Genomic DNA, 22,523 nt, shown 5'->3' with positions numbered 1-22,523 from the left:
TCTAATCTTACCTTAAGCGTTATCTAACATGGCTTAAAGAGGCAGTTAATGTGTGCACAATAGCTTTGCATACACTAAATATTGTCACTTTGAAACATATACTTTTTATCCTCTTTTTTACTGCAGGGACCTGTGCAGCACAGGTCACCGTTGCCAAAGACACCATAACCCTGGACCGGCAGCAGGCCGAAGCGCTTTTCCTGGAAAAAAATATAGCCCTGCTTGCAGGCCGGCTGGATATGGACATTGCCGAGGCACAGGTAGTACAGGCAAAGTTGTGGCCCAACCCAACCCTTACCGTTAGTGAAATAAACCTGTGGTCTAATGCTACAGCTGAAAAGCTTCCTCCGCTGTGGCGCAATTTTGGCACAACGTCTGAAGTAGCAGTAAGCCTTGAACAAATCATTATTACTGCGGGTAAGCGCCGCAAGATGATCTCCATGGAAAAGGTATCGGCAGATATGGCCAAAGAATATTTTTCTGAAATGCTGCGCAACCTGAAACTGGAGTTCAGGAATACAATGACAGACCTGCAGCTCACGCAACTTCAGCAAAAAATTTACAAAAAACAGGTATCTTCAATACAGGTGCTCACGGCCGCTTATGCGAAACAGGTGCAGCAGGGCAATACCGCCAGCGCCGAATATACCCGCCTAAAAGCGGCAGAGATACAATTCCTGAGGGACTTAAGTGAGCTTGACAGAGAGAACAACAGGCTGCAAAAAGAGCTTAAGGTCCTCATGAGCCTCCCGTCGTCATCCTATATAAAACTTTCAGATGACGGCTTTGCACCTGATCTGGCGGATATCGCGCGCCTACAGCTTAGTCTGCTAATAGAACAGGCCCTTGAGAACAGGCCGGATGTGAAAAGCGCAAAGCTTGCCAGCCTTTACAGCAATGAAAAATACAAGTATGAAAGGGCTTTGCGTACCCCCGATATTACACTGCAGGCAAGCTATGACCGGGGCGGTAATATCATGAACAACTTTGTGGGCTTTGGTTTTGCGATCGATCTGCCCTTCTTTAATCGCAACCAGGGTAACATCAAAGCAGCCAGGGCCTCAATAAAACAAAGTGAGCTGCTGGTCGAGCAAAAGACCATAACGGTCCAGGCCGAGGTCATCGAGGCTTACAGCAACCTGCAGGCTTCACTGCAACTCTACAGTGAATTTTCGAACGGCCTTGAAGGCGAACTGGATAAGCTGCTTGACAGCTATTTCAGAAGCTTCCGTCAAAGAGATACCAGCCTGATACTGTATCTCGATTATGTGAACGCATACATTGAGAACAAGGCCATTATACTAAATACAAGAAAAAACATCAGCGCTCAGTATGAAGAGCTGAAATACATAACCGGGCAGGAACTATAGCCTGCAGATATCTGTAAAATATATTAAGATGAAAAGAACCATTTGTATGGCCATTATAGGCTCACTGATCATTAGCTGTGATAAAAAAGAGCAGGCTGCCCCTGCGGAAAAGGAAGGTTTCTGCCTTAGCGAAAAACTGAAACAAAAAATGCAGATCGAAGATGTAAAGAAACAAGGCGTACAGGAGAATATCAGCCTTACCGGTAACATTACCTACAATGCTGATAATGTGGTGAAATTCAGCAGCCTGGTAGAAGGTATTGTGACCAAAACCTTTTTTTCGCTGGGTGACCATGTAACAAAAGGGCAGGTACTTGCAGAAATACGAAGTACCGAGCTGAACAACCTTGAAGCGCAGGCCAAAACACTACAGTCGCAATTACAGGTCGCACAACGACAGCTACAGTCGGTAAAAGGATTGTCTGACGATGGCATTGCCTCGCAAAAAGACCTTTTGCAGGCGCAGAGCGAAGTAGATGTTCTAAAAGCTTCGATCGCCAATGTGAGCGCGAACCTTTCATTATTCAGTGCCAGCAATGACAGATCAGTCTTCCTGATCAAGGCGCCTACAGAAGGATATGTAGTTGACAAGAACATAAGCCCCGGCACACAGATATCGCAAAACAGCGAGCCGCTCTTCACCATATCCAACCTTAAAGAGGTATGGGTCCTGGCGAATATTTACACGACCAACATGACGCATATCAAAGAAGGTATGCCTGCCGACATTGTGCTCCCTGCCTACCCTGACGAAGTTTTTAAGGGCAGGATAACTACATTATCGCAGGTGTTCGATGCCGATGAGCACGTGCTTAAGGCCAGGGTGGTAATGGAAAATAAAGACCTGAAGCTAAAGCCCGGAATGCCTGCGGATATCATTATAAACAAAGGCGAGAACGACAGGGAACTGCCTGCTGTACCGGCATCTGCGGTACTATTTGACGATAACAAGAATTACATCCTTGTTTATAAGGACAATTGTGATATTGAAGTGCGTGAAATAGATCCCTCCATAAAAAACAGCCGTTGGGCGTATTTTGAAAATGAAGTGAAAGAAGGTGAAAAAATAATCACCAAAAACCAGCTGCTTATACTTGAAAAGCTGAAAGGCTAAGAATAAATTTGAATCTGCCATTATGCAAAAATTAGTAAAGAACATTGTCGCCTTTTCCCTAAAAAACTCGCTGATCGTCTTTTTCATGACCATCCTGCTGCTTATTGGGGGGATAATAGCCTACATACACACGCCCATTGAAGCTTTTCCTGACGTTACCAACACACGGGCAAGGATAATAACCCAATGGCCGGGAAGGAGTGCCGAAGAAGTTGAAAAATTCATAACCCTGCCCATATCAAAGCAGATGAACACCATACCGAAAAAATCCGAAGTGCGCTCAATATCGCTCTTCGGGCTCTCGGTAGTTACTGTGCTTTTCAACGAGGATGTGGATGACTTTTACGCGCAGCAGTATGCTTCGAACCGCCTGAACGGCCTTGAACTGCCCGAGGGCAGCGATGTGACCATTGACCCGCCCTATGGCGCCACGGGCGAGATTTTCAGGTATGTGATAAAAAGCGACCTGCCTATAAAAGAGATCACGGCCCTGCACGACTGGGTCATTGAGCGGGAGCTGGTATCGGTTCCCGGCGTGGCGAACGTAGCCAGCTTTGGCGGGGAGGAAAAGATATTTGAAATAAAGATAAACCCTACACAGCTTTTAAACTATGGCCTCTCCCCTCTTGATGTGTATGAGGCAGTATCAAAAAGCAACATTAATGTGGGCGGCGACGTCATACAGCGTGGCGACCAGGCGTATGTTGTGCGTGGTGTGGGCCTCATAGATAAAGTGGAGGATATTGGCAACATACTTATAGAGACAAAAGGCTCAACTCCTATATTGGTAAAACACGTTGCCGAAATATCGATATCGGCCAAGCCAAGGTTGGGACAGGTAGGCCTGGACGGCGATGATGATCTTGTTGAAGGTATCGTGATCATGCTGCGTGGTGAGAACCCAAGCGATGTGATCGACCGCCTGCGCGAACGCATCGAGGAGCTTAATGAAAGGATACTGCCCCCGAACGTAAAGATCGTACCTTTCATAGACCGCACCGAACTTGTTGACAATACGGTAAAGACGGTTACGAAAAACCTACTTGAGGGCGTAGTCCTGGTATCGCTCATAGTTTTCATTTTTATGTACAACTGGCGTACAACGTTTATTGTTGCCTCAGTAATACCGCTATCCTTCCTATTTGCCATAATAATGTTGCGCATACAGGGGGTGCCCGCGAACCTTATATCTATGGGAGCGCTGGATTTTGGGCTGCTCCTTGAGGGAACGCTCGTCATTGTGGAGCAGGTGTTCGTCTCCCTCGAAAAAAAGGCGCATAAAGTGGGCATGGAACGCTTCAACAACATGTCTAAAATGGGTATTATCAAAAAGAGCGTTGGCAGCGTGGCTACTTACATATTCTTTGCGCTGATCATACTCATTGTGGCATTGCTGCCGATATTCTCCTTCCAAAAGGTTGAAGGCAAAATGTTCTCGCCGCTGGCCTTTACGCTGGGTTACGCGCTTGTAGGTTCACTCATATTAAGCCTTACCTATGTACCCGCAATGTGTAAGGTCCTCCTTAAAAAAGACATTGTTGAAAAAGAGAACATGATCTCCCGGTTTTTCAGGGAGAACCTGTATAAGCTTTACAAATGGAGCAGCAAGTATAAAAAGATCACCATATATGGTTTTGTTGCGCTCATGGCAATATGCTTTGTAAGGTTTATGTTCTACGGCTCTGAGTTCATACCTAAGCTGAATGAGGGTGCCATATACATCAGGGCTACATTGCCGAACAGTGTGAACCTGGACGAATCTGTAAGGCTTACCCAGGAAATGAAAGCCCGTATACGCAAATTTGACGAAGTGAAATTCGTGCTTTCCCAGACCGGCAGGCCAAATGACGGTACCGATCCCACAGGTTTCTTCAACATTGAGTTCCATATCGAGCTAAAGCCGGGATCGGAATGGAAGCGCGATATTGGAAAGGACGGGCTTATAGCCGACATTAAAAAAGAACTTGAGATATATCCCGGTATAGGGTTCGGATTTAGCCAGCCCATACAGGATAATGTTGAAGAATATGTGGCTGGGGTAAAAAGCCCGTTGGTCATAAAGATCTTCGGTAATGACCTTTTCCAGCTCGAAGACATGGCGGCACAGGTCGCGGGCTCTATCAAAGATGTCGAAGGCATTGAAGACATCAACATCTATAAGAACATAGGGCTGCCCGAACTGCGCATACAGCTGCATGATGCTAAAATGGCGCGCTATGCCGTTACCACCGTCGATGCCCAGGCAGTAATAGCAATGGCCATTGGCGGGCAGGCTGCATCGACCTTTTATGAAGATGAGCGCATGTTCGACATCCGCATACGTTTTGATAAGCAGTACCGTGACAGTAAAGAAAAGATCGAAGATATCCTGATACCAACGATGGACGGAAAGAAAGTGCCGCTAAAAGAGATCGCGACCGTAACCTACCAGACAGGCCCCACATTTATATACCGTGAAGGCAACAGCAGGTACATAGCCGTGGGCTTTAGCATTGAAGGCAGGGACCTTGGCAGCACCATTGCCGAAGCACAGAAAAAAGTTGCCGCGGAAATAAAGCTGCCAAAGGAAAATACCATGAAGTGGGCAGGTGAGTTCGAAAGTAAGGAAAGGGCATCGAAGCAATTAGCGATAATAGTACCTGTAGTACTGGTTTTCATCTTATTCCTGCTGTACTTTAATTTCGGGAATATGAAAGATACGCTGATCGCGGTAAGTACTATACCTTATGCCTTTGTAGGCGGGTTCCTTTCACTTTGGCTCACGGGTACGGTGTTCGGCATATCAGCAGGGATAGGCTTCATCATCCTGTTCGGTGTCAATACCATCAATAGTATCATATTAATTGCCGTGATGAAAGAAAATCTGCAGAGTAAGATGCACATAAACGACGCTGTGTCCGAGGGTGTGTATACCCGCATAAGGCCGATCGTCATGATAGCGCTCATGGGATCATTAGGACTTTTGCCGGCTGCCATATCTACAGGAATGGGGTCAGAGATACAAAAGCCATTGGCTATCATGATCGTTGGCGGACTGCTATTCTGTATGATACTGTCGCTTACTGTACTTCCGCAGGTATTTTACTACAGCTACAGGAAAAAGCCCGGTCACTGAAATAGATAATAGTTAGGTTATTCTATTTGGTTGTTAAGCAGTGCCTGCATGTCAGGCACTGCTTTTTTTGTAAGCCGGTACCAGTTTTCCACTTAGGCGGTATACCGGTTCATAAGGATCCTATGTTATTGACCGGCGGGGCGGATGGGTGGGCTTCCGGCGATGGCATCACCGTTGTAAAGCGGGCCAGCGCCTCTGAAATGCTCTGGCTGATAACCATTTGAGCCGCCCTGATCGCATTAATGCTCTCATAATGCGGCAGCCTGTCATTATGCTCGTCCAGGTCGAAGATCCCGCAGTCGCTATAGGACCATAGGTCGTCCCAGTCGGGCCGGTCCGTAACGGGATAGATACAGACACCCTCTAAAGGTACCCCCGCTTCGATCGCGGCACAGGATTCCAGTGCTATCTCTGCTATCCATGCCGCACGGCCTTCTCCGAAATGGCCTGTTTCTGAGAGGAATAATGGCCGCCCGTAACGCCGGTAGGCATCCCTTAGCATGGCAGATACCCGCGTACGCCTCGGTATGGTCTCAGGCCATGGCAAAGGCCCCGCGCCGTCCTCCCACTGGCTGTTCCAATAATAATTAAATCCCAGGATGTCAAGGTTGTTCTCACTACCCCCAAGTTCCGGGCACATCCTTCCTGCTATGATGTCCATAGCCTGGAACTGGTGGTCGTTTATTGTGTTGATATGGTTCCAGTCCGACTCTTCATTACCATGGATACTGATCAAGGGTTCCACAAGGATGATCCTGCAGCCGGGGTCGACTTCACGGAGCCGCCTTATACCTAAGATCGCGGCCTTGCACAAGTGGTATTTTATATCAAAACCGCAGTTGACCGCGAACGGTACTGTTCCGCGAACATCACCGGAGTGCCAGGACAGAAAGCTGATCTCATTTATTGGCACCACTAGAAGAGGCTGTTTCGAAACGTTTTTATAAAATTTGGCAAAGGCGGTACAAAGCGCTTCAAAACGATCACAAAAATGGGGATGGGTCGGATAAATGCCGTCCGGATAACCAAAATGGCACAGGTCCCAAAGGACCTGTATACCTGTTCTCTCCGCCGCCCTGATCCGGTTTTCTACCTCAGAGAAATCAAAAACATAAGGAGCCTTTTCTACCGCGCTCCAGCAGATACCCTCCCTTACGGTATAAATGCCTAATTTGGCAAGGTCGCGGTAATCCTCCAGCGCACGAATATCATGCTCGGTCACACGGAGCAGGTTCACGCGTGTCCCTGACCTGTTTATGTGGTCCGCACATTCAAAACCACCCATAAAAAATGAATTAAATATTTTCATAGGCGGCGGTATCTACGGAGGCCTGTTGGCCTTCAAGGGTAGCAAAAAGGTCCAGGGCGTTCTTAAACGCCTGATCCATATTAAAATATTTATAATTAGCCAGGCGACCTACAAAATGGACATCCACAAGCTTGTCGGCCTCCGTTTTGTACCGTTCGTAGATCTGCTGGTTCTTTGGATTGGGCACCGGATAATAAGGCTCCCCCTCATCAGTGGTATACTCCCGCACTACAGTGGTATTTTCTGACTGCTGGTTACCGAAATGCTTGTATTCGATGATGCGGGTGAACGCGACATCCTCTCCCGGATAATTCACGACCGAATTTTCCTGAAAAAAGGGCTGCTCTATCGTCTCGGAGACAAAATTTATCGATCGGTATTCCAGCTTGTCCTTAAGGCTGTGCTTAAAATCAAAGAACCTGTCGACCGGGCCGGTGTAGAATAATTTTTCGTAACCTTCTATCTGGTCGCAAATATCAAAGTAATCGATATTGAGCACGATCTCGATATTAGGGTGATCAAGTATATTCCTGAAGAGTTCGGTATACCCCTTCTTTGGCAACGCCTGATGAATATCTGAAAAATACCTGTCATCGTGGTTAGTCCGGACGGGGATCCGGTTCAGTACCGAGGCATCCAGTTCTTCCGGGTATTTGTCCCATTGCTTTTTTGTATAGTGTTTAAACATCTTCTCATACAAAACCGGGCCAACTTTTGACAGGGCAGCTTCTTCGCCATTTGAAGGGTTTTCGATAGGGAGGGTATTTTCTGCCAGCCATTCGTCCATCTCGTCTTCTGTATTTATATCGCTACCGAAAAGGGTATTTACCGTTGTGATATTTACAGGTATAGGCACCAGCTGTCCGTCTACTTTTGCAAGCACCTTATGCTCCCAGGGATACCAGTCCGAAAACCGGTTCACATATTCCCATACATCTTCGTAGTTGGTATGGAACAGGTGCGCACCGTATTTTGATACCAATATCCCGTTATCGTCAATGTGGTCATAGCAATTGCCTGCTATATGGCTGCGTTTTTCGATAACGAGCACTTTCTTTCCTGCATTGGCATAGCGCTCTGCAAGCACTGCGCCGGAAATTCCGGCCCCGATGATCACAATGTCAGCATTTCTCATTCTGCTATGGCTTTAATGTGGGACTTCATGGCTGAAACCGTATTATCCCAGGAAGTTGTTTCCAGAATAGCATCGTAGTCCACGGTTAAACGGGGATCTGGGGCTTCGTTAAGCGTTTTAACGATGGCCTCCCTCAGGTCTCCGGCATTTTCTATTATACTTACACAATGTGCATAGTCGCGAACAACATCGGTAATGGCCGTAGAGGCAATAGGCTTTTGTGCCGCCATGTATTCCAGTGTTTTAGTTGGGCTTATGTAGCGGGTAGCATCGTTGAGCGCAAAAGGCATCATTGCAATGTCGAAAGCCTTTATGTAACCCGGAAGTTCAGAATATTCTTTCATGCCCAGATAGTGGATGTTCTCTCTTTTTGGCAGATCCTCCTGCCCTATCTTAGCCAATGGACCTATCATTACAAAGGAGATATCCGGCATTTGGGCGGCTGTCTCATCCAGCAGGGTTAGGTCTATGCGTTCATCAATAACTCCAAAATAGCCTGCTATCGGAGACTGTATCGCGGCAATATCCGGCGGTATGGCGATACCATTAAGCGCTTTTGCAAAATGGGCACGGTCGACCGAGCTGGGAAAGCAATGAACATTATCATGCAGCAGGGCTTTGGATTCATAGAGCGATTTACCGCCTGTGAATACAATGTCGGCATTGGCGATAAGTTGGCGTTCCTGATCTATCAATTTAGCGGGCGCCCCTTTAAACAGGGATAGCTCGTCCATACAGTCATAAATGACGGTCTGGAAATTAAATTGCTCCATCAATGGTACGAACGATGGTGAATAAAACCATCCGATCAACGCTGCGTCGCTATCTATATAGTCATTAAGTATAGCACCTATATCGGATATATCCTGCGTATTGGGCTGAAGTACGTGAAGCGTCGCCGAGACCTCTGTAAGCCTGCTTCCCTGTTCCTCCGGGCGGAACCAGGGCTCTTCAACAAATAGTACCCTGTATTGTTGGGCCATCCTTTTAATGACATGTTGCGGACGTTGGTATACAAAATCCCATCTCAAATGACAAAATACGACCATATCGTACGAATTCCGTTCCACCACCGACCGACCGTAAACCTTCTCTTTTTCTGTTGAAGTGCTTTGCATAAATTAATTAGTTAATCGTTATCATATGCCCGTTATGGACAATAACAAATGTGCGAATACAATGGCTGGTGTTACTTACATGATTTTGTGTAAAAGTTGTACAGTTAGTGTATGGGAACTATTGTTTAAAGGAGCAATTCTCACTTTCCTTCAAGCATACGATAATGTATTTATCGGTATCGATCAGCATACCGATGTTCTCGTCAATATTATAACTCCCTCTGAATGACCCACTCTGAAGTATTTTGACACAACCCCTTAAAAATACCGGATGATCACAATTTCCAAATCTGTATTATTCCCCCGTTTCGGCATTAGGGGCATCTACCGGTTTGGATTGTGGGGAACCCTTTTGTCTCAGGTAAACAGACAGGACGACTATCGCGAAGACCGAGAGGAATTCGCTCTGCCAATTTTGCAGGGATTCGAACCAGAACCGCGAATCGAAGAAGTACTCAGACGCTGTTTCGGGTGGATGTCCTTGCAGGGCCAGGTGTACATTCTCGTCTTTTAGGCTGCCATGAAAGTGGAGTATAAAGCTGATAGCGAATAATACCAGCAGCACAAGGGTAAGCGAATGCTTGTATATTGCCAAAACCCATCCGCCGGTACGTACCGGCCACGGCGCATTCTTTCGGCGAGGATCGGGTTCACGGTCCACTTCTTCCTCCGAGTCGGGGTCTTTGCTTTCCGATGAGCCTTTCTGCATCAGGAAAATGGTGAATACCACCAAAAGCGCCATCTGCAAAAATTCACTTTCCCAGTTCTCAAATGTTGACTGCAGGAAATGGCCGGAGGTTAGATAACCGGTGAGACCTACATGTTCTCCTCCCTCTTGCACAAGCTCTTTGTTATATTCTTTCAACCCGAAAAACACCTGCCCACCAAGGGATAGGAGGAAAAGCAAAAAGAAGGATATGGACAAGGAATTGTTTCTGAAAAACTTCATATTATTTGACTTTAATGCCTTATGACCGGCTAACTTATCAAGCAGGATAAAGTTATGTATCTCATAAAGGGCTAACGTTACATGATTTTTTGTGTGCCTTACATAATTGTATCGCCAACGGACAGGGACAATCTTGCAAGGGATATGATAAATGGTGTAAAGATGGGAGCTGTACTTTACGTAATTTAATTCCTGTTAACTGTAACTATAAATATACATTGTATGAAACCACTGGAAAAGATCATCATAGCAGGCATCGCAGGCACTACGCTGATGACCCTGTACAGCTATTGGAAGTCAAAAAAGGAAGGCGAAGAGTATGTTGAGCCCATAATGATAAATAAGCTCATCAACAATTCCGACAGCCTGCCCGAAATACGTAACAAAGAGCTGCATCCTGCCGGATGGGGCCTCCATTACCTCACGGGGATAGCATTTGTTGCGGCATACTGGCTGCTGTGGCGTAAAGCGCTCAAAGATCCGGGTGTGGCAAGGTTGCTCGTTATCGGCGCGCTTAGCGGCATGGCTGGAATAGCCGCATGGAAAATATTTTTTGCAGCACACGATAATCCTCCCCATAATTATCGCCATGGCTACTACAGGCAGCTTTTTACAGCACATATCATTTTTACGATCACCGCCATTCTTGTCTATAAGATGGCAGATAAAGCGGATCCTACTTTAGAGCGTTAAAATACCGATACTATGAAAGCACTTATTCTACTTGCCACACAAGGCAAAAAGCTAAAAGGCTGCCTTGATCGGCAGCCTTTTAGCATATAAGTACGAAATAAAGTAAACAGGAACAGGATCTATTTAAAGCTGATCTGGCACTCATCGACCAAAAGCAGCCTGTAGTGTTCGGTTTGACGCAAGGTATCCATGCAGCAATTTCCTCCGGCCAGTAACCTTATCATATCCCCGATATCCTCAAATGCAGAAATAGGTGAAGGGAAATTGAACTGGATATAGGTGAAAAAACCATTATCCGGATCCGCTATCATAAAGGAGCTGTCTTCGCCAAGGCATAATATCTCATAGCTTCGCGTGTCAATAGCCCTGTCCAATTCTGACAGTACCTCACAATAATTGACTTTCCCTGCATAAGTTCCTTTGCTATCTATCCTGATCACACACGTACTGAAAGGTTCCATATCCGTATCGTATGAAGGTTTTAAACCAAATACCTTTTCTTCCTGAAGCAGGGACATCGTCCCCTGGTGCTTCGCAATATTACCGCTCATTGTTCTCTTTTGATGGTGTTGCGCCCGGTCCGCTGCCCGAGCCCTCATTGTCTGCGGGTGAACTGCTTCCCCTGGTGTCGCCGTTGGCTTCCCTTCCGTCATCACTGCCGCTCTTTTGCCCTGAGGGCTCACGGCACGATACTGTTGCGAGCAGCAGCACACAACAGGAATATCGTAAAACAAGGCTTTGTATCTTTTTCATAGCATTCTTTTTATTATAATGCTTCTCTTAACGTATTGTCTGCTGCTTTAAGGTTGATCATCCCGCATGCGGCATCGCTGAGTATCATATCCGCTTCTTTTTCTTCAGCCAGGGTTTGGGTAAGCAGCTGTACCGCATCATTCTCGCCCAGGGCTTTCGCAAAGGCACAAAGCGTTCCGTAAGTAGCGATCTCATAGTGCTCTATCTTTTGCGAAGCGGCAATGATGCCCGCGTCACGCACAGGGCCGGGCATGGTCTCCTCCAGTATACTGTCACCTTCTTTGATCAGCCCTGCCATAGCCTCGCACTTTTTGCCTTCAGCAGTCTCACCCAACAGGCTGAAAACGGCATCCAGGCGTTCCACCTGGATCTTGGTGATCTCAAGGTGCTCTGTTATGGCAGAAGCCAACAGCGGTGCTGTAGCGTTGGCTATCATCTTTGGCAATGCCCTTACCAGTGCGTTCTCTGCCCAGTAAATATCCTTAAGGGAGTCTATGAACAGTGCCCTCATATCGTTGGCAGCATCGGCTGCAGGTTGTACCACCATATTGCCGGCTTTTGACGGTGATGTTCCCGGATTTTGTTTTGTATCTTTCATTTTTTATTTTTTTAAATATTATAGTTGCGCTTCGCGTTCCCAAACGCGGTGGTTGGCCATGGCGGCAATGAACGCTGCCGCAAATTCACTGTCCTGCATACCTTCGTCCATTATGATGCCCTTATCCGCATTATCGAGCTTCGCGGCAAATGAAGTGCCCGAGAGCAATTCTATTCCATCCCCCTGCGCGCCAATGACCTTACAGTGCCTGTAAGCATCGCTAAGGAAATCCATAACATCGGGGTTCTGTGACAGTTCGTTCAGGTCGAGGCCTCCGGGAATATACACCGCATCGAACAATACCGATGAGCTGGTCAGGAAACTGAAGTCCACGGGGATCTCACCTCCCTGCCCCGTTTGCACCTTACCAAGGTAGGGCGCTACGACACAGCCTTTGGCACTTTGTTTTATCAGTGCTGTCTTCATGGAAAGCACCGCCTTTTCATCCACACCGTCGGCGCAAATGATGGCCACCTTACGGGAAGCGATCGTCGGCTGTACGGTCGGATCATCGATCATGCTTAACGCCTGCGAGGCGGATACTGAAGATGGCACTGTTCTTGGCTCCTGCTCCTGCCCTCTCCGTTCGGGAGACACGCCATGGTTCATCGGCTGCTCCGGCGTAGCAGGAACTTCGATCCTCAGTCCTGCTGCCACTTTCTCAGCAAGTACAGTATCTATCTGGGCCAATATACCCACCATACGCACACGGATAGCCGTTGTATCTACCTTGCCAAGCTCAAAACGGAATGCCCTGACGATATGGTCTTTCTCCACCTGTGTCTGGCTATTGAAGAATAGCTTTGCCTGCCCGAAATGGTCGGAAAAGCTCTCGCTCCTCTGGCGTACCTTATGGGCTTCCAAACGCTCATTGAAACTTGTAAAACCTCCCTGGTCGATCCTGGCCTGGTAAGGACAATCCCCGCCCAGTGAATTTGGTGAATAGCTCACCCTGCCAATATTGATCTCCTGGCGCATAAAGCCGTCACGCTGGTTGTTGTTCACTGCCGCTAAGCTCCTGTTGATAGGTATCTCATGGAAGTTGGGCCCGCCAAGCCGCAACAGCTGCGTGTCAGTATACGAGAACAGCCTGCCCTGCAGCAGCGGGTCATTCGTAAAATCGATCCCCGGCACCACATGCCCCGGATGGAATGCCACCTGCTCGGTCTCAGCAAAAAAGTTATCGGGATTCCTGTTAAGCACCATCTTACCTATTATGGTGACAGGCACCACTTCTTCGGGGACGATCTTTGTAGGGTCCAGAAGGTCGAACTCAAAGTTGTGCTCATCGGCATCCGGTATTACCTGTACGCCAAGTTCCCATTCGGGAAAATTACCCGTCTCAATGGCTTCCCAAAGGTCCCTTCTGTGGAAATCAGGGTCTTTTCCTGATATTTTCTGTGCCTCGTCCCACACAACAGCGTGCGTGCCGAGCTTTGGCTTCCAGTGGAACTTTACAAAGTGCGACTCTCCCTGTTCGTTGATAAGCCGGAATGTATGTACCCCAAAGCCTTCCATCATTCGGTAGCTGCGTGGTATGGCCCTGTCGGACATCAGCCACATGATCATATGGGCAGACTCCGGCATCAGGGAAATGAAGTCCCAAAAGGTATCGTGGGCGGATGCTGCCTGCGGTATCTCGTTGTGCGGTTCAGGCTTTACCGCATGAACAAGGTCAGGGAACTTGGTAGCATCCTGAATAAAAAATACAGGTATATTATTGCCTACAAGGTCGTATATGCCTTCCTGAGTGTAGAATTTTACTGAGAAACCGCGAACGTCACGGGCAAGGTCGGTAGAGCCGCGCGATCCGGCTACGGTCGAGAAACGCGTGAACACAGGAGTTCTCTGCCCTACTTCCTGCAGGAAGCCGGCTTTGGTGAATTGCGGTATCGGGTTGGTCACTTCAAAATAGCCATGTGCCGCGGAACCCCTTGCATGGACAATACGCTCCGGGATGCGCTCATGGTCAAAATGGGTGATCTTTTCCCTTAATATGAAATCTTCCAAAAGGGATGGCCCACGCTCACCGGCCTTCAGTGAATTATTGTCGTCGTTGATCCTTACGCCCTGGTTGGTCGTAAGGGCCTTGTTGGTAGCATCAGACTTGTTGGTCGACAGGTCCCGCTGCTTTGCTTCCTGGTCGATACGATAGGATTTGTTGTTTTGTTTCATTGGATGCTTTTTTGACGGTTTTAAAAATGTGAAGTTCCTCATTTTCAACACTAAGTACTGTCAAGTTTGTGCTAAAACAAATTACATGATTTTACCTTCTGACGATTTTCGACATCCTGTCAATAACACACATAACTATTTGATTTTTATTAGTATACATAAAAATATGCGAACATTTATTATATTATTAGAATCAAATGTGTTCGCAGGATGTAAAAAACTTTAAATAAAATTTACCATACTTAAAAAATAGAGATCGTAAATTGGATGTTGCTTTTATTTCACTAAACCGAAATGAGTTACACTTATAATAATAAACATAAATAACATACAATGGACGAGATCACACAGGCGTTATTCGCTGCCTCACGCCAAGGGAATGTCCCTGTACTATTGGAGATCTTTGCACTAAAAGATACTGTAGACATACATGATGAAAAAGGCTTTACGCCGCTGATCCTTGCTGCCTATAATAACCATCCCGAGGCCGTTGAGGCACTTTTGGAGGCAGGCGCTAATATTGACATTGCCGATAATAGCGGGAATACTGCGCTCATGGGTGCATCGTTCAAAGGCTATCCTGAAGTGGCACAACTGCTTTTGAAAAATGGCGCCGGCATTGATCTGCAGAACGGTAATGGCGGTACAGCGCTAATGTTCGCGGCAATGTTCGGGCGTAATGACATTGTGGCGCTCCTGCTTGCCTGGGGCGCCGACAGGCATATCAGGGACAAACGTGGCATGACCGCTGCCGACCTCGCCGCCCAGCAGGGTAATACAGAAGGCTTAGCTCGCCTACAGGAAACTGAAGAAAAAATATCAACTCAAAATGTATAGTCACAATGAGAACAAATGATATCGTGTTGCGGCTAATGAGCCGCGACATACCACAACTTAAGATCGGAAAACCTGAGAATTATGCAAATTTCTACAGGAGCCTAAAAGAAGCGATCTCACTTCGTATGGCTGACCTCGTGTATAAAGGGGATTATTTCCGTTATGATCACCACCTGCTGCCAAGGCATGACGACGGATTTTCAACCTATGTATTGTTCAGGGAAATAACGCCAGATGAAGATGATGACGGATCACTTTGGAGGATATTGGAGTCAGAGGCTTCACGGCTTGATCTTCCTGAGATCAGGGAATCGGACGGACATCACCAATTAATAGAATTGTCTTCATTGCCATCTATCAATTCCGATACGCTTTACAATAATGAACAGGAATGGGAAGATATTTTGGTACGCATAGGCGGTACCAGGGCCGAACTTGAATTTGACCCTACAGGCGCCGAGGGCAATGCCATACTATATGACAGGCTGGCTAAGCTGGTTTATGATAAGGAAGCCGAGATCATGTACAAGGGGCCAAGGCTGATACTGGACGAAAACCGGGACCTGTTCTTCAACGATGATGAGTTCTCCATCTATGTATTGTTCCGCTCCCAGCGAAGCAGTGTATACGAAGATAGGGAACTTGTTTGGGCAAACCTGGCATCTGACCTGAAAGAGCCTTCAACTATTACGTTGCTGCGTTCGGCGGACAATTATCAGGTCGTACTGCTGAGCCACGATGAAATACGCAATAATAACCCTGATATTTAAGCCATGCCCTGGTACAACGGCGACTATCCGCCAGCCTATAAGAACCAGCCTGAATACCTAAGGGAAAAGGCAGTAGAGATCGCGAATGCCCTTTTGAAAGAAGGTGTTGAAGAAGGGATCGCTATAGCGACCGGGCTTAAACGTGCCCGTGAGTTTTTCGATGAACAAGAATAATGTACCTGTATTTCAAATTCAAATAGTAAGCCGTGATCAAAAAAGAAACATCTCCCGGAAAACCCAAGTCGGCCCACAAACCCTCTAAAATGCTTGCCGGTGTCAAGCCTATGCTTGCTACGCTGGTCAATGAGCCTTTCGATGACTCCAACTGGTCTTATGAAGTAAAATGGGACGGTTACAGGGCGCTGGCGTATGTCAATGACGGAGCAGTTGAAATTACATCACGCAACAACAAGCCCTTTACCGAAAAATACTATCCCATAGTTTCGGCAATGGCTAAACTTGGCATCAACGCTGTACTAGACGGAGAGATCCTGGTAGTCAATAAAGATGGTAAAGCCAATTTTGGGGCATTGCAGAACTGGCGGAGCGAAGCCGACGGCGACCTTGTTTACTACGCCTTCGACCTGTTGTGGTATGACGGGAAAGATGTTATGGCCCTGCCACTGTCGGAGCGCCAGGCGCTCCTTAAGGAAATACTGCCTGCGACCGATGACCGCATACGGATGAGCCAGGTATTTACCGCCGGAGGCCTTGACTTTTATGAAGCCGCGCAAAAGATGGGGCTGGAAGGGATCATGGCCAAGAAACTGACGAGCGTTTACTCTCCCGACAGCCGCTCCAGGGATTGGCTGAAGATCAAGGTGAACCAAAGGCAGGAAGTCGTTATTGGGGGATTCACTAAAAATGAGGGTACAAATAAGTTATTCAGTTCCTTGCTGCTCGGTGTCCATAACAATGGAAAATTAGAATATGTGGGTAAAGTAGGTACCGGCTTTACCGCAAAAGCGCAAAGGGAAATGATGGAGCAGTTCGCTCCGCTGATCACCTCAGCAATGCCGTTTACATATGAGCCCGACATCAATAAGCCTTCGCGTTTTCGTCCTAACCCACCAAAAGCCGTGGCAACATGGCTAAAGCCAAAGCTGGTATGTGAAGTGAGCTTTACAGAGATCACATCAGACGGGGTCTTCCGCCATCCTTCATTTGAAGGGATGCGCGCCGATAAAAAAGCGATCGATGTGGTTTTGGAAACCGCGGCAGCGACTGAGCAGCTTACAAAAGGAAAAGAAAAAGGCAACAAAACAACATTGGTAACTGCGCCCAAAGATACCGGAAGGCAAACGTTGCTGAACCCCACAGAAGCATCGCAGGTAAAGAAGATCAATGGGCACAGCCTGAAATTCAGCAACCTTAGCAAGGTGTACTGGCCGGAAGAAGGATATACCAAGCGGGATATGTTCAACTATTACTACCAGGTCGCCGACTACATATTGCCTTACCTTAAGGACAGGCCCATGTCGCTCAACAGGTTCCCCAATGGCATCTACGGCAAAAGCTTTTACCAGAAAGATGTAAAAGGCAAAGCACCGGAGTGGGCGAACACATACCCTTATACTACGAGCGATGGTGAAGACAAGGAATTCCTCGTTGGCAAAGATGAGGCAACACTGCTTTACATGGCATCGCTAGGCTGCATAGAGATGAACCCGTGGTTTAGCACCATAAAACATCCTGATGACCCTGATTATTGCGTTATCGACCTTGATCCTGACAAGGATACTACGTTTGAGCAGGTCATCATTGCGGCACAGGAAGTTAAGGCGGTGCTTGATGCTATTGGTGTGCCGGGATATGTAAAGACATCGGGGTCGACAGGCATCCATATCTACATACCGCTTGGTGCGAAATACTCTTATGATGAATCGCAATTGTTCGGGAAGCTCATTGTATCCATCGTACATAAACGATTGCCGGAATTCACAAGCACCGAGCGCCAGATAAAGAACCGGGAAGGAAAAATGTACCTCGACTTCCTGCAGAACCGCCCGGGTGCAACGATCGCCTGCCCCTATTCACTTCGCCCGAAACCCGGTGCCACGGTATCGATGCCGCTGCATTGGGAAGAAGTCAAAAAAGGGTTAAAGATGAAGGATTTTACGATACAGAACGCTGTAGCACGCATCCGGTCGGAAGGCGATATTTTTATCGGCAGCCTTGGTAAGGGAATTGATATGAAGAAAGCACTTCCTCTCGCGCAGGGACTGTTAACTGAATAATGCAAAAAAGCCCGTTACATATGCACTTTTTTGCATTATCACTTCTTACCCTTCTTTTCCTTCAGGTAAAACCTCGACATCTTTTGCATTGTTGCCCACGGCACGCACCGGACCGGAAAGCTGTGGGGACGAAACGCCGAACTTCTCTTTCCAGTAGTCCATTTCATATTTTTCGCTTGTGCTGATCCCGGACAGTCCTGGATACTTCAGAAGATCTGCTACCCTTTTGGGGTTCCAATTCAAGAGATGCCTCACAGAAAAATCGTGTAATATGTTCGGGAGGTTATGTAAAACCTACGGCCTAACGGACAGGTATCTTTGAGTAGAACCAAAAAAGACAGCAGTATATATGCCATCAGAGATCATAAAGCGATGCAGCGCGGCCATCGCGGCAAAGGGTTGGAACATAGCTTTCGTTGAGAGCGCTACGGCCGGCAGGATGTGTTCGGAATTTGCACTAACGGAGGAATCAGGAAAAATTTTACGGGGCGGGATCTCGTGCTATGAGGTGTTTGTAAAAGAGCAGATACTAAATGTGCCTCACAAGCTTATAGAAGACCATACACCCGAGTCTGCCGAGGTAACGGCAGCGTTGGCAAAGCAGGCGGCACGGTTATTTAATTCGAAGGTCACTGTTGCCGTTACAGGGCTTACGACAGCCGGTGGCAGTGAAACTTCCGAGAAGCCCGTGGGTACCATGTTCCTTTCTATTGTGACGCCAACAGGAACCATAAATGACAGGACTGTATATAAAGGCGCTCCGGAAGAAATGATCCTTCAGGTAACAGACAGGGCAGCGGGCCTTCTGTATGAACATTGTAAGAGGTGATCCAAGTATTCAACTAATTCAAAATAAAAAAACTATGGCAAATTCAGCACAAAACAAAAGCAATTACGGCAAAGGACAAAGGACCGTTCCTGCAAGATCCTCGGCGGCAGAAGGCCTGAGGGAACTTTTTATCGATGAGCTTAAAGATATCGTATATGCTGAGCGGGCACTGGTAAGATCACTGCCGAAGATGGCGAACAATGCTTCCGACCCAAAACTTAAAGAGGCGATCAACGAGCACCTAGCCGTGACCGAACGCCAGGTGGAGCGCCTGCAGCAGGTATTTGAAATGCTTGGCGAAAACGGCCGCGGTAAAAAATGCGAGGCTATGGAAGGCCTGATAAAAGAAGGCGAAAACATTATGAAAGATACCGAGCTGGGTCCTGTGAGGGATGCAGGCATCATCTCAGCTTCGCAAAAGATCGAGCATTACGAGATCGCTTCTTACGGTACGCTTGTCGCTTTTGCGAAGATCCTTGGTGAAGAAGAGGTTGCCTCGTTGCTGGAGGAAACCCTGGCCGAGGAAAAAGAAGCGGATGTGATACTTACCGATGCCGCATATAATACGATCAATCTTGATGCTGTCGAAGGTGAAGGAACGGCAGAAGGCATGCAGGAGGAAATGGAATAATTACAATTACATAGATCCAATAACAAAGAAAGCTTCCTTACAGAAGCTTTCTGCATTTAGGCCAGTGTGGCGGTCTTTAGTTCGTGATCTCATAGAAGGATAAAAAAATATCCCCCGCGTGTGCAGGGGATAACCAAACAACCTGAGTAAACACAAATCATATAAGCCTACTATCCTTTGCATAGATAACTTACTATAAAATTATGAGATCACAGCCGTGATCTTTTATATCATTTTACCTTTTGTTTGCATGATCCATCTATGACGACTGTTTCAACAATAGCTATGGGCAGTGGCGGCGCCCAGGGAGACATGGAGAGAGAAGGCTGGATACGGTCCCGACAGCGAAACTGATACCGAACGACCCTGTGGAAAGGCAGTCGCAAGGGAATGCCGCCTCTGAGTAGTATGAGCAAAAAAAGAGAGCCGTATGTAGGTCTCTCTTTTATGTTGTGGTCATTTTGCATTTTGCTTAGTAGCTGATCATGAAATGTTCTTTATTGAACCCTTCGGTGATGTACTGCCAGTTGATGTAGATAACTTCTGTCAATACTTTTTTAAGCTCATCGTACTCGTTAGGCTTTTTGATGAATACATTGGCCCCGAGTATGAAAGCCTGCTCGATCGTTGCCTTTACAGAAGTTGTGGAATATATCGCAATGGTTATGTCGCGAAGCCTTGGATCTTTTTTAATTTCTTTGAGGCATTCGATACCGGACTTGCCCGGCATGGTAAGGTCCAGGAAAATAATATCAGGAACCTCTTCGGAATTCCTGAGGTGATCCATCAGTTCTATACCATCCTCACAAATTTTTAGGGTGTGGTTGATCTTTACATGATTAAAAACGTTATTAAAGAGAAGACGGTCATCCTGATCGTCTTCTGCGAGTACAATATGAAGTTTATCAAGATACATATATTCCTGTAATTTAGTTTAACATGGTCGTTTTAAAATGCCTCCTGCTTACGGCTATCTTTTGGAAAGAACTGGGCGTAAGGCCGGTGATCTTCTTGAACTGGTTGGAAAGATGGGCCACGCTGCTGTAGTTGAGTTTGTAAGAGATCTCGGTAAGGGAAAGCGCTTCGGCGATCAGCAGCTGCTTTGCGCGCTCGATCTTGCACATGATGATGAAGTTCTCAATGGTCATGTGGCAGGTTTCGCTAAATATCTGGGCAATGGTACGGTAATTCTCGCCAAGCTCATTTGACAGGTGTGCTGATACTTTCATGAGCGGCGCATTGCTATTATCCAGCATTCCTCCAATAATGGCTTTCACCTTTTGCACCATTACAGCCTTTTTGTTATCGAGTATCTCTATGCCATATTGCTGTAGAGCCTCATGCAGTTTGACATAGTCTTCATCAGGTACATGGTCGTAAAAATATACGCATGCACTGTCGGTAAGCGAGTATCGGAAGCCAAGTTTGTCAAGCTGTTCTGTTAAAACAGCACGACACATCTTGTCAAGATTGTATCGAAGGTGCAGGTTCATGATAGGTGTGTTTATCAGGTAAATATAAAAGATCATTACAGTTGTTCACTACTATGCTTCCCAATTATGATAATAATAACACAATGTGTTAAAAATTAAATATTGTTTAATACAAAAATCTTACACGCATGATCGTTGATCTAATTTTTTAGAACGAAACATATCAAATAACAGGACCGTCTACTATATAGCTTTGAACAATATATGGGAATTTTCAAAACGCCTATACTTTGCCCGACATCCGATAAGTAAATTTTAATATTTAACTGTAAACCAACATTTTACGTTAAAGTAATAGCTGCAGGGTTTATATCTACCTAACTTTACAAGATCCAACCGATGCCAAATCTATTTTTTATCAGGACTACTTATTTGTAAGTCAATTCTTTTAAGATCTATTTTTAGGTTTCTAAATAATTAACTTATGAAACTTGCTATCCGGAATATCTATCTTGCTGAAGACGATATGGACGATGTCTACTTCTTTAAGTTCGCGCTGAACAAGCTCAAATTAAAGTGCAACCTTATTGTTGCCAATGATGGCCTGGAGCTCGTTTCCAAACTTAAGAACGGACAGCCGGAGCCCGATATTATATTTGTGGATATTAACATGCCGGTCATGAATGGGCTGGAAACATTAGACAATATTAAAAAAGATCCTAAGTTCAATACCGTACCGGTAATTGTCTACTCCACAAGCCAGGATCCAACGGATATCAAAAAAGCATTTAAATATGGGGCCAGTTCCTACTTGGTAAAACCTTTTGACCTGGAGGGGCTTGAAAAACTGATCGCAAAGGTATTGTCATATGACTGGGAACAGCATATTCCAAAACAGCTCAGCGAATTTGTGATAAGCCCTTAATTTAGTACACTTATGCAAAATTGTGTAAGGAAATGCGACATACATTAGGTATATTTGTTATTCATCGATCCTATACTTTATATTATGTCTAAAACAGGGGAAATAATTATCATTGAGGATGATGCCGACGACAGGCATTTGCTCACTTCCATTTTTGATGAGCTCGGGATAAAAAATCCGGTACAATGGTTTGAAACGACCGAACAGGGCCTTGAATACCTTAGCACCACCGCAAAGTCTATTTATATTATATTTTCAGATGTAAAGTTGCCGGGTAACAACGGGCTGGAATTTAAAAAACTGATAGACAGCGACCCAAAGCTTCGTAGAAAAAGCATACCCTTTGTATTTTACTCCACCATGGCCAACCAGAAGGATGTCAATGAGGCATTTACCGAAATGACCGTTCAGGGATTTTTCAGGAAAGGCAGTGACTACGAAACGGTTAAAAATACCTTCAGGGTCATTTTTGACTATTGGAGCATGGCCAAACACCCGAATACGCAGTAGCAGGCAGTTGACTAACGCTGCA

At 46.3% G+C, this 22,523-nt stretch carries 23 protein-coding genes; 12 read left to right on the top strand and 11 right to left on the bottom strand.

Annotated elements, in window-relative coordinates:
* The first annotated feature begins 89 nt into the window (after nucleotides 1-89).
* The 3 genes from ACT6R0_RS18000 to ACT6R0_RS17990 are packed head-to-tail and all read left to right on the top strand — an operon-like array spanning nucleotide 90 to nucleotide 5,599.
* Nucleotides 90-1,370 (top strand): TolC family protein, encoded by a 1,281-nt coding sequence (locus ACT6R0_RS18000; RefSeq protein WP_444655295.1) that lies wholly within the window; start codon nucleotides 90-92, stop codon nucleotides 1,368-1,370.
* Between the two features lie 28 nt (nucleotides 1,371-1,398).
* Nucleotides 1,399-2,484 (top strand): efflux RND transporter periplasmic adaptor subunit, encoded by a 1,086-nt coding sequence (locus tag ACT6R0_RS17995; RefSeq protein WP_444655296.1) that lies wholly within the window; start codon nucleotides 1,399-1,401, stop codon nucleotides 2,482-2,484.
* 22 nt (nucleotides 2,485-2,506) lie between these two features.
* Nucleotides 2,507-5,599: an efflux RND transporter permease subunit gene (locus ACT6R0_RS17990; protein WP_444655297.1), complete on the top strand. Its 3,093-nt coding sequence runs from the start codon at nucleotides 2,507-2,509 to the stop codon at nucleotides 5,597-5,599.
* Nucleotides 5,600-5,708: 109 nt separating this feature from the next.
* Here ACT6R0_RS17990 and ACT6R0_RS17985 read toward each other — a convergent pair whose 3' ends face one another.
* The 4 genes from ACT6R0_RS17985 to ACT6R0_RS17970 form a co-directional block, all read right to left on the bottom strand.
* Nucleotides 5,709-6,908 (bottom strand): hypothetical protein, encoded by a 1,200-nt coding sequence (locus ACT6R0_RS17985; RefSeq protein WP_444655299.1) that lies wholly within the window; start codon nucleotides 6,906-6,908, stop codon nucleotides 5,709-5,711.
* Nucleotides 6,895-8,043: a UDP-galactopyranose mutase gene (gene glf, locus ACT6R0_RS17980; protein ID WP_444655300.1), complete on the bottom strand. Its 1,149-nt coding sequence runs from the start codon at nucleotides 8,041-8,043 to the stop codon at nucleotides 6,895-6,897. Before glf ends, ACT6R0_RS17985 begins: the two co-directional genes overlap by 14 nt.
* The gene (locus ACT6R0_RS17975; RefSeq protein ID WP_444655302.1) at nucleotides 8,040-9,161 is read right to left on the bottom strand and encodes a glycosyltransferase; all 1,122 of its coding nucleotides are present in this window, start codon (nucleotides 9,159-9,161) and stop codon (nucleotides 8,040-8,042) included. Before ACT6R0_RS17975 ends, glf begins: the two co-directional genes overlap by 4 nt.
* Before the next feature lie 295 nt (nucleotides 9,162-9,456).
* Nucleotides 9,457-10,110 (bottom strand): DUF6766 family protein, encoded by a 654-nt coding sequence (locus tag ACT6R0_RS17970; RefSeq protein ID WP_444655304.1) that lies wholly within the window; start codon nucleotides 10,108-10,110, stop codon nucleotides 9,457-9,459.
* A 222-nt stretch (nucleotides 10,111-10,332) separates the two neighbouring features.
* On the opposite strand from ACT6R0_RS17970, the gene ACT6R0_RS17965 reads away from it, so the two are divergent.
* Entirely contained in the window at nucleotides 10,333-10,803 is a 471-nt protein-coding gene (locus ACT6R0_RS17965; protein ID WP_444655305.1) for a hypothetical protein, read from the top strand.
* Between the two features lie 119 nt (nucleotides 10,804-10,922).
* Here the strand turns inward: ACT6R0_RS17965 and ACT6R0_RS17960 are convergent, their stop codons facing one another.
* Genes ACT6R0_RS17960 through ACT6R0_RS17945 form a run of 4 tightly spaced genes read right to left on the bottom strand, consistent with a single transcriptional unit; the run spans nucleotide 10,923 to nucleotide 14,329 of the window.
* Complete coding sequence (locus ACT6R0_RS17960) at nucleotides 10,923-11,354, bottom strand: hypothetical protein (protein ID WP_444655306.1); 432 nt, start codon at nucleotides 11,352-11,354, stop codon at nucleotides 10,923-10,925.
* Nucleotides 11,344-11,556, bottom strand: coding sequence for a hypothetical protein (locus ACT6R0_RS17955; protein ID WP_444655308.1), 213 nt, complete (start codon nucleotides 11,554-11,556; stop codon nucleotides 11,344-11,346). The genes ACT6R0_RS17960 and ACT6R0_RS17955 overlap by 11 nt, the downstream gene beginning before the upstream one ends.
* A 13-nt stretch (nucleotides 11,557-11,569) precedes the next feature.
* Entirely contained in the window at nucleotides 11,570-12,154 is a 585-nt protein-coding gene (locus tag ACT6R0_RS17950; protein WP_444655309.1) for a YciE/YciF ferroxidase family protein, read from the bottom strand.
* 18 nt (nucleotides 12,155-12,172) lie between these two features.
* Nucleotides 12,173-14,329, bottom strand: coding sequence for a catalase (locus tag ACT6R0_RS17945; RefSeq protein WP_444655310.1), 2,157 nt, complete (start codon nucleotides 14,327-14,329; stop codon nucleotides 12,173-12,175).
* A gap of 333 nt (nucleotides 14,330-14,662) precedes the next feature.
* Between ACT6R0_RS17945 and ACT6R0_RS17940 the strand changes: the two genes are divergently transcribed.
* Genes ACT6R0_RS17940 through ligD form a run of 4 tightly spaced genes read left to right on the top strand, consistent with a single transcriptional unit; the run spans nucleotide 14,663 to nucleotide 18,173 of the window.
* Entirely contained in the window at nucleotides 14,663-15,166 is a 504-nt protein-coding gene (locus ACT6R0_RS17940; RefSeq protein ID WP_444655311.1) for an ankyrin repeat domain-containing protein, read from the top strand.
* A 5-nt stretch (nucleotides 15,167-15,171) separates the two neighbouring features.
* Complete coding sequence (locus ACT6R0_RS17935) at nucleotides 15,172-15,936, top strand: hypothetical protein (protein ID WP_444655312.1); 765 nt, start codon at nucleotides 15,172-15,174, stop codon at nucleotides 15,934-15,936.
* Nucleotides 15,937-15,939: 3 nt separating this feature from the next.
* Complete coding sequence (locus ACT6R0_RS17930) at nucleotides 15,940-16,110, top strand: hypothetical protein (RefSeq protein WP_444655313.1); 171 nt, start codon at nucleotides 15,940-15,942, stop codon at nucleotides 16,108-16,110.
* A 32-nt stretch (nucleotides 16,111-16,142) separates the two neighbouring features.
* The gene (gene ligD, locus ACT6R0_RS17925) at nucleotides 16,143-18,173 is read left to right on the top strand and encodes a DNA ligase D (protein WP_444655314.1); all 2,031 of its coding nucleotides are present in this window, start codon (nucleotides 16,143-16,145) and stop codon (nucleotides 18,171-18,173) included.
* A 45-nt stretch (nucleotides 18,174-18,218) separates the two neighbouring features.
* On the opposite strand, the gene ACT6R0_RS17920 is transcribed toward ligD, so the two are convergent.
* Complete coding sequence (locus tag ACT6R0_RS17920; protein WP_444655315.1) at nucleotides 18,219-18,428, bottom strand: DUF3606 domain-containing protein; 210 nt, start codon at nucleotides 18,426-18,428, stop codon at nucleotides 18,219-18,221.
* 94 nt (nucleotides 18,429-18,522) lie between these two features.
* Between ACT6R0_RS17920 and ACT6R0_RS17915 the strand changes: the two genes are divergently transcribed.
* Complete coding sequence (locus ACT6R0_RS17915; RefSeq protein WP_444655316.1) at nucleotides 18,523-19,002, top strand: CinA family protein; 480 nt, start codon at nucleotides 18,523-18,525, stop codon at nucleotides 19,000-19,002.
* Between the two features lie 34 nt (nucleotides 19,003-19,036).
* Nucleotides 19,037-19,633 (top strand): YciE/YciF ferroxidase family protein, encoded by a 597-nt coding sequence (locus ACT6R0_RS17910; RefSeq protein ID WP_444655317.1) that lies wholly within the window; start codon nucleotides 19,037-19,039, stop codon nucleotides 19,631-19,633.
* A gap of 472 nt (nucleotides 19,634-20,105) precedes the next feature.
* Here the strand turns inward: ACT6R0_RS17910 and ACT6R0_RS17905 are convergent, their stop codons facing one another.
* Both ACT6R0_RS17905 and ACT6R0_RS17900 read right to left on the bottom strand, forming a co-directional pair.
* Nucleotides 20,106-20,549, bottom strand: a complete 444-nt coding sequence (locus tag ACT6R0_RS17905; protein ID WP_444655318.1) for a response regulator — start codon at nucleotides 20,547-20,549, stop codon at nucleotides 20,106-20,108.
* Between the two features lie 13 nt (nucleotides 20,550-20,562).
* Complete coding sequence (locus ACT6R0_RS17900; protein WP_444655319.1) at nucleotides 20,563-21,126, bottom strand: helix-turn-helix domain-containing protein; 564 nt, start codon at nucleotides 21,124-21,126, stop codon at nucleotides 20,563-20,565.
* Nucleotides 21,127-21,550: 424 nt separating this feature from the next.
* Here ACT6R0_RS17900 and ACT6R0_RS17895 point away from each other — a divergent pair, with 424 nt between their 5' ends.
* Nucleotides 21,551-21,991 (top strand): response regulator, encoded by a 441-nt coding sequence (locus ACT6R0_RS17895; RefSeq protein WP_444655320.1) that lies wholly within the window; start codon nucleotides 21,551-21,553, stop codon nucleotides 21,989-21,991.
* 84 nt (nucleotides 21,992-22,075) lie between these two features.
* A complete protein-coding gene (locus ACT6R0_RS17890) occupies nucleotides 22,076-22,501 on the top strand; it encodes a response regulator (protein ID WP_444655321.1) in 426 nt (141 codons plus the stop codon).
* The last annotated feature ends 22 nt before the right edge of the window (nucleotides 22,502-22,523 follow it).

The sequence above is a fragment of the Flavobacterium sp. genome, from assembly GCF_052437795.1.
In the GTDB taxonomy this organism is placed as follows: domain Bacteria; phylum Bacteroidota; class Bacteroidia; order Flavobacteriales; family Flavobacteriaceae; genus Flavobacterium.
The sequence above is the reverse complement of the archived record's forward strand: the minus strand, read 5'-3'. Positions and strand labels throughout refer to the sequence as shown.

Bases quoted from the DNA above. Each gene is read 5' to 3' on its own strand.
- ACT6R0_RS17990 (WP_444655297.1), top strand. From the start codon at position 2,507: ATGCAAAAATTAGTAAAGAACATTGTCGCCTTTTCCCTAAAAAACTCG.
- ACT6R0_RS17940 (WP_444655311.1), top strand. From the start codon at position 14,663: ATGGACGAGATCACACAGGCGTTATTCGCTGCCTCACGCCAAGGGAAT.
- ACT6R0_RS17900 (WP_444655319.1), bottom strand. From the start codon at position 21,126: ATGAACCTGCACCTTCGATACAATCTTGACAAGATGTGTCGTGCTGTT.
- ACT6R0_RS17930 (WP_444655313.1), top strand. From the start codon at position 15,940: ATGCCCTGGTACAACGGCGACTATCCGCCAGCCTATAAGAACCAGCCT.
- ACT6R0_RS17965 (WP_444655305.1), top strand. From the start codon at position 10,333: ATGAAACCACTGGAAAAGATCATCATAGCAGGCATCGCAGGCACTACG.
- glf (WP_444655300.1), bottom strand. From the start codon at position 8,043: ATGAGAAATGCTGACATTGTGATCATCGGGGCCGGAATTTCCGGCGCA.
- ACT6R0_RS17890 (WP_444655321.1), top strand. From the start codon at position 22,076: ATGTCTAAAACAGGGGAAATAATTATCATTGAGGATGATGCCGACGAC.
- ACT6R0_RS17905 (WP_444655318.1), bottom strand. From the start codon at position 20,549: ATGTATCTTGATAAACTTCATATTGTACTCGCAGAAGACGATCAGGAT.
- ACT6R0_RS17945 (WP_444655310.1), bottom strand. From the start codon at position 14,329: ATGAAACAAAACAACAAATCCTATCGTATCGACCAGGAAGCAAAGCAG.
- ACT6R0_RS17895 (WP_444655320.1), top strand. From the start codon at position 21,551: ATGAAACTTGCTATCCGGAATATCTATCTTGCTGAAGACGATATGGAC.
- ACT6R0_RS17995 (WP_444655296.1), top strand. From the start codon at position 1,399: ATGAAAAGAACCATTTGTATGGCCATTATAGGCTCACTGATCATTAGC.
- ACT6R0_RS17975 (WP_444655302.1), bottom strand. From the start codon at position 9,161: ATGCAAAGCACTTCAACAGAAAAAGAGAAGGTTTACGGTCGGTCGGTG.
- ACT6R0_RS17985 (WP_444655299.1), bottom strand. From the start codon at position 6,908: ATGAAAATATTTAATTCATTTTTTATGGGTGGTTTTGAATGTGCGGAC.
- ACT6R0_RS17915 (WP_444655316.1), top strand. From the start codon at position 18,523: ATGCCATCAGAGATCATAAAGCGATGCAGCGCGGCCATCGCGGCAAAG.
- ACT6R0_RS17935 (WP_444655312.1), top strand. From the start codon at position 15,172: ATGAGAACAAATGATATCGTGTTGCGGCTAATGAGCCGCGACATACCA.
- ACT6R0_RS17950 (WP_444655309.1), bottom strand. From the start codon at position 12,154: ATGAAAGATACAAAACAAAATCCGGGAACATCACCGTCAAAAGCCGGC.
- ACT6R0_RS17910 (WP_444655317.1), top strand. From the start codon at position 19,037: ATGGCAAATTCAGCACAAAACAAAAGCAATTACGGCAAAGGACAAAGG.
- ACT6R0_RS17960 (WP_444655306.1), bottom strand. From the start codon at position 11,354: ATGAGCGGTAATATTGCGAAGCACCAGGGGACGATGTCCCTGCTTCAG.
- ACT6R0_RS17955 (WP_444655308.1), bottom strand. From the start codon at position 11,556: ATGAAAAAGATACAAAGCCTTGTTTTACGATATTCCTGTTGTGTGCTG.
- ACT6R0_RS17970 (WP_444655304.1), bottom strand. From the start codon at position 10,110: ATGAAGTTTTTCAGAAACAATTCCTTGTCCATATCCTTCTTTTTGCTT.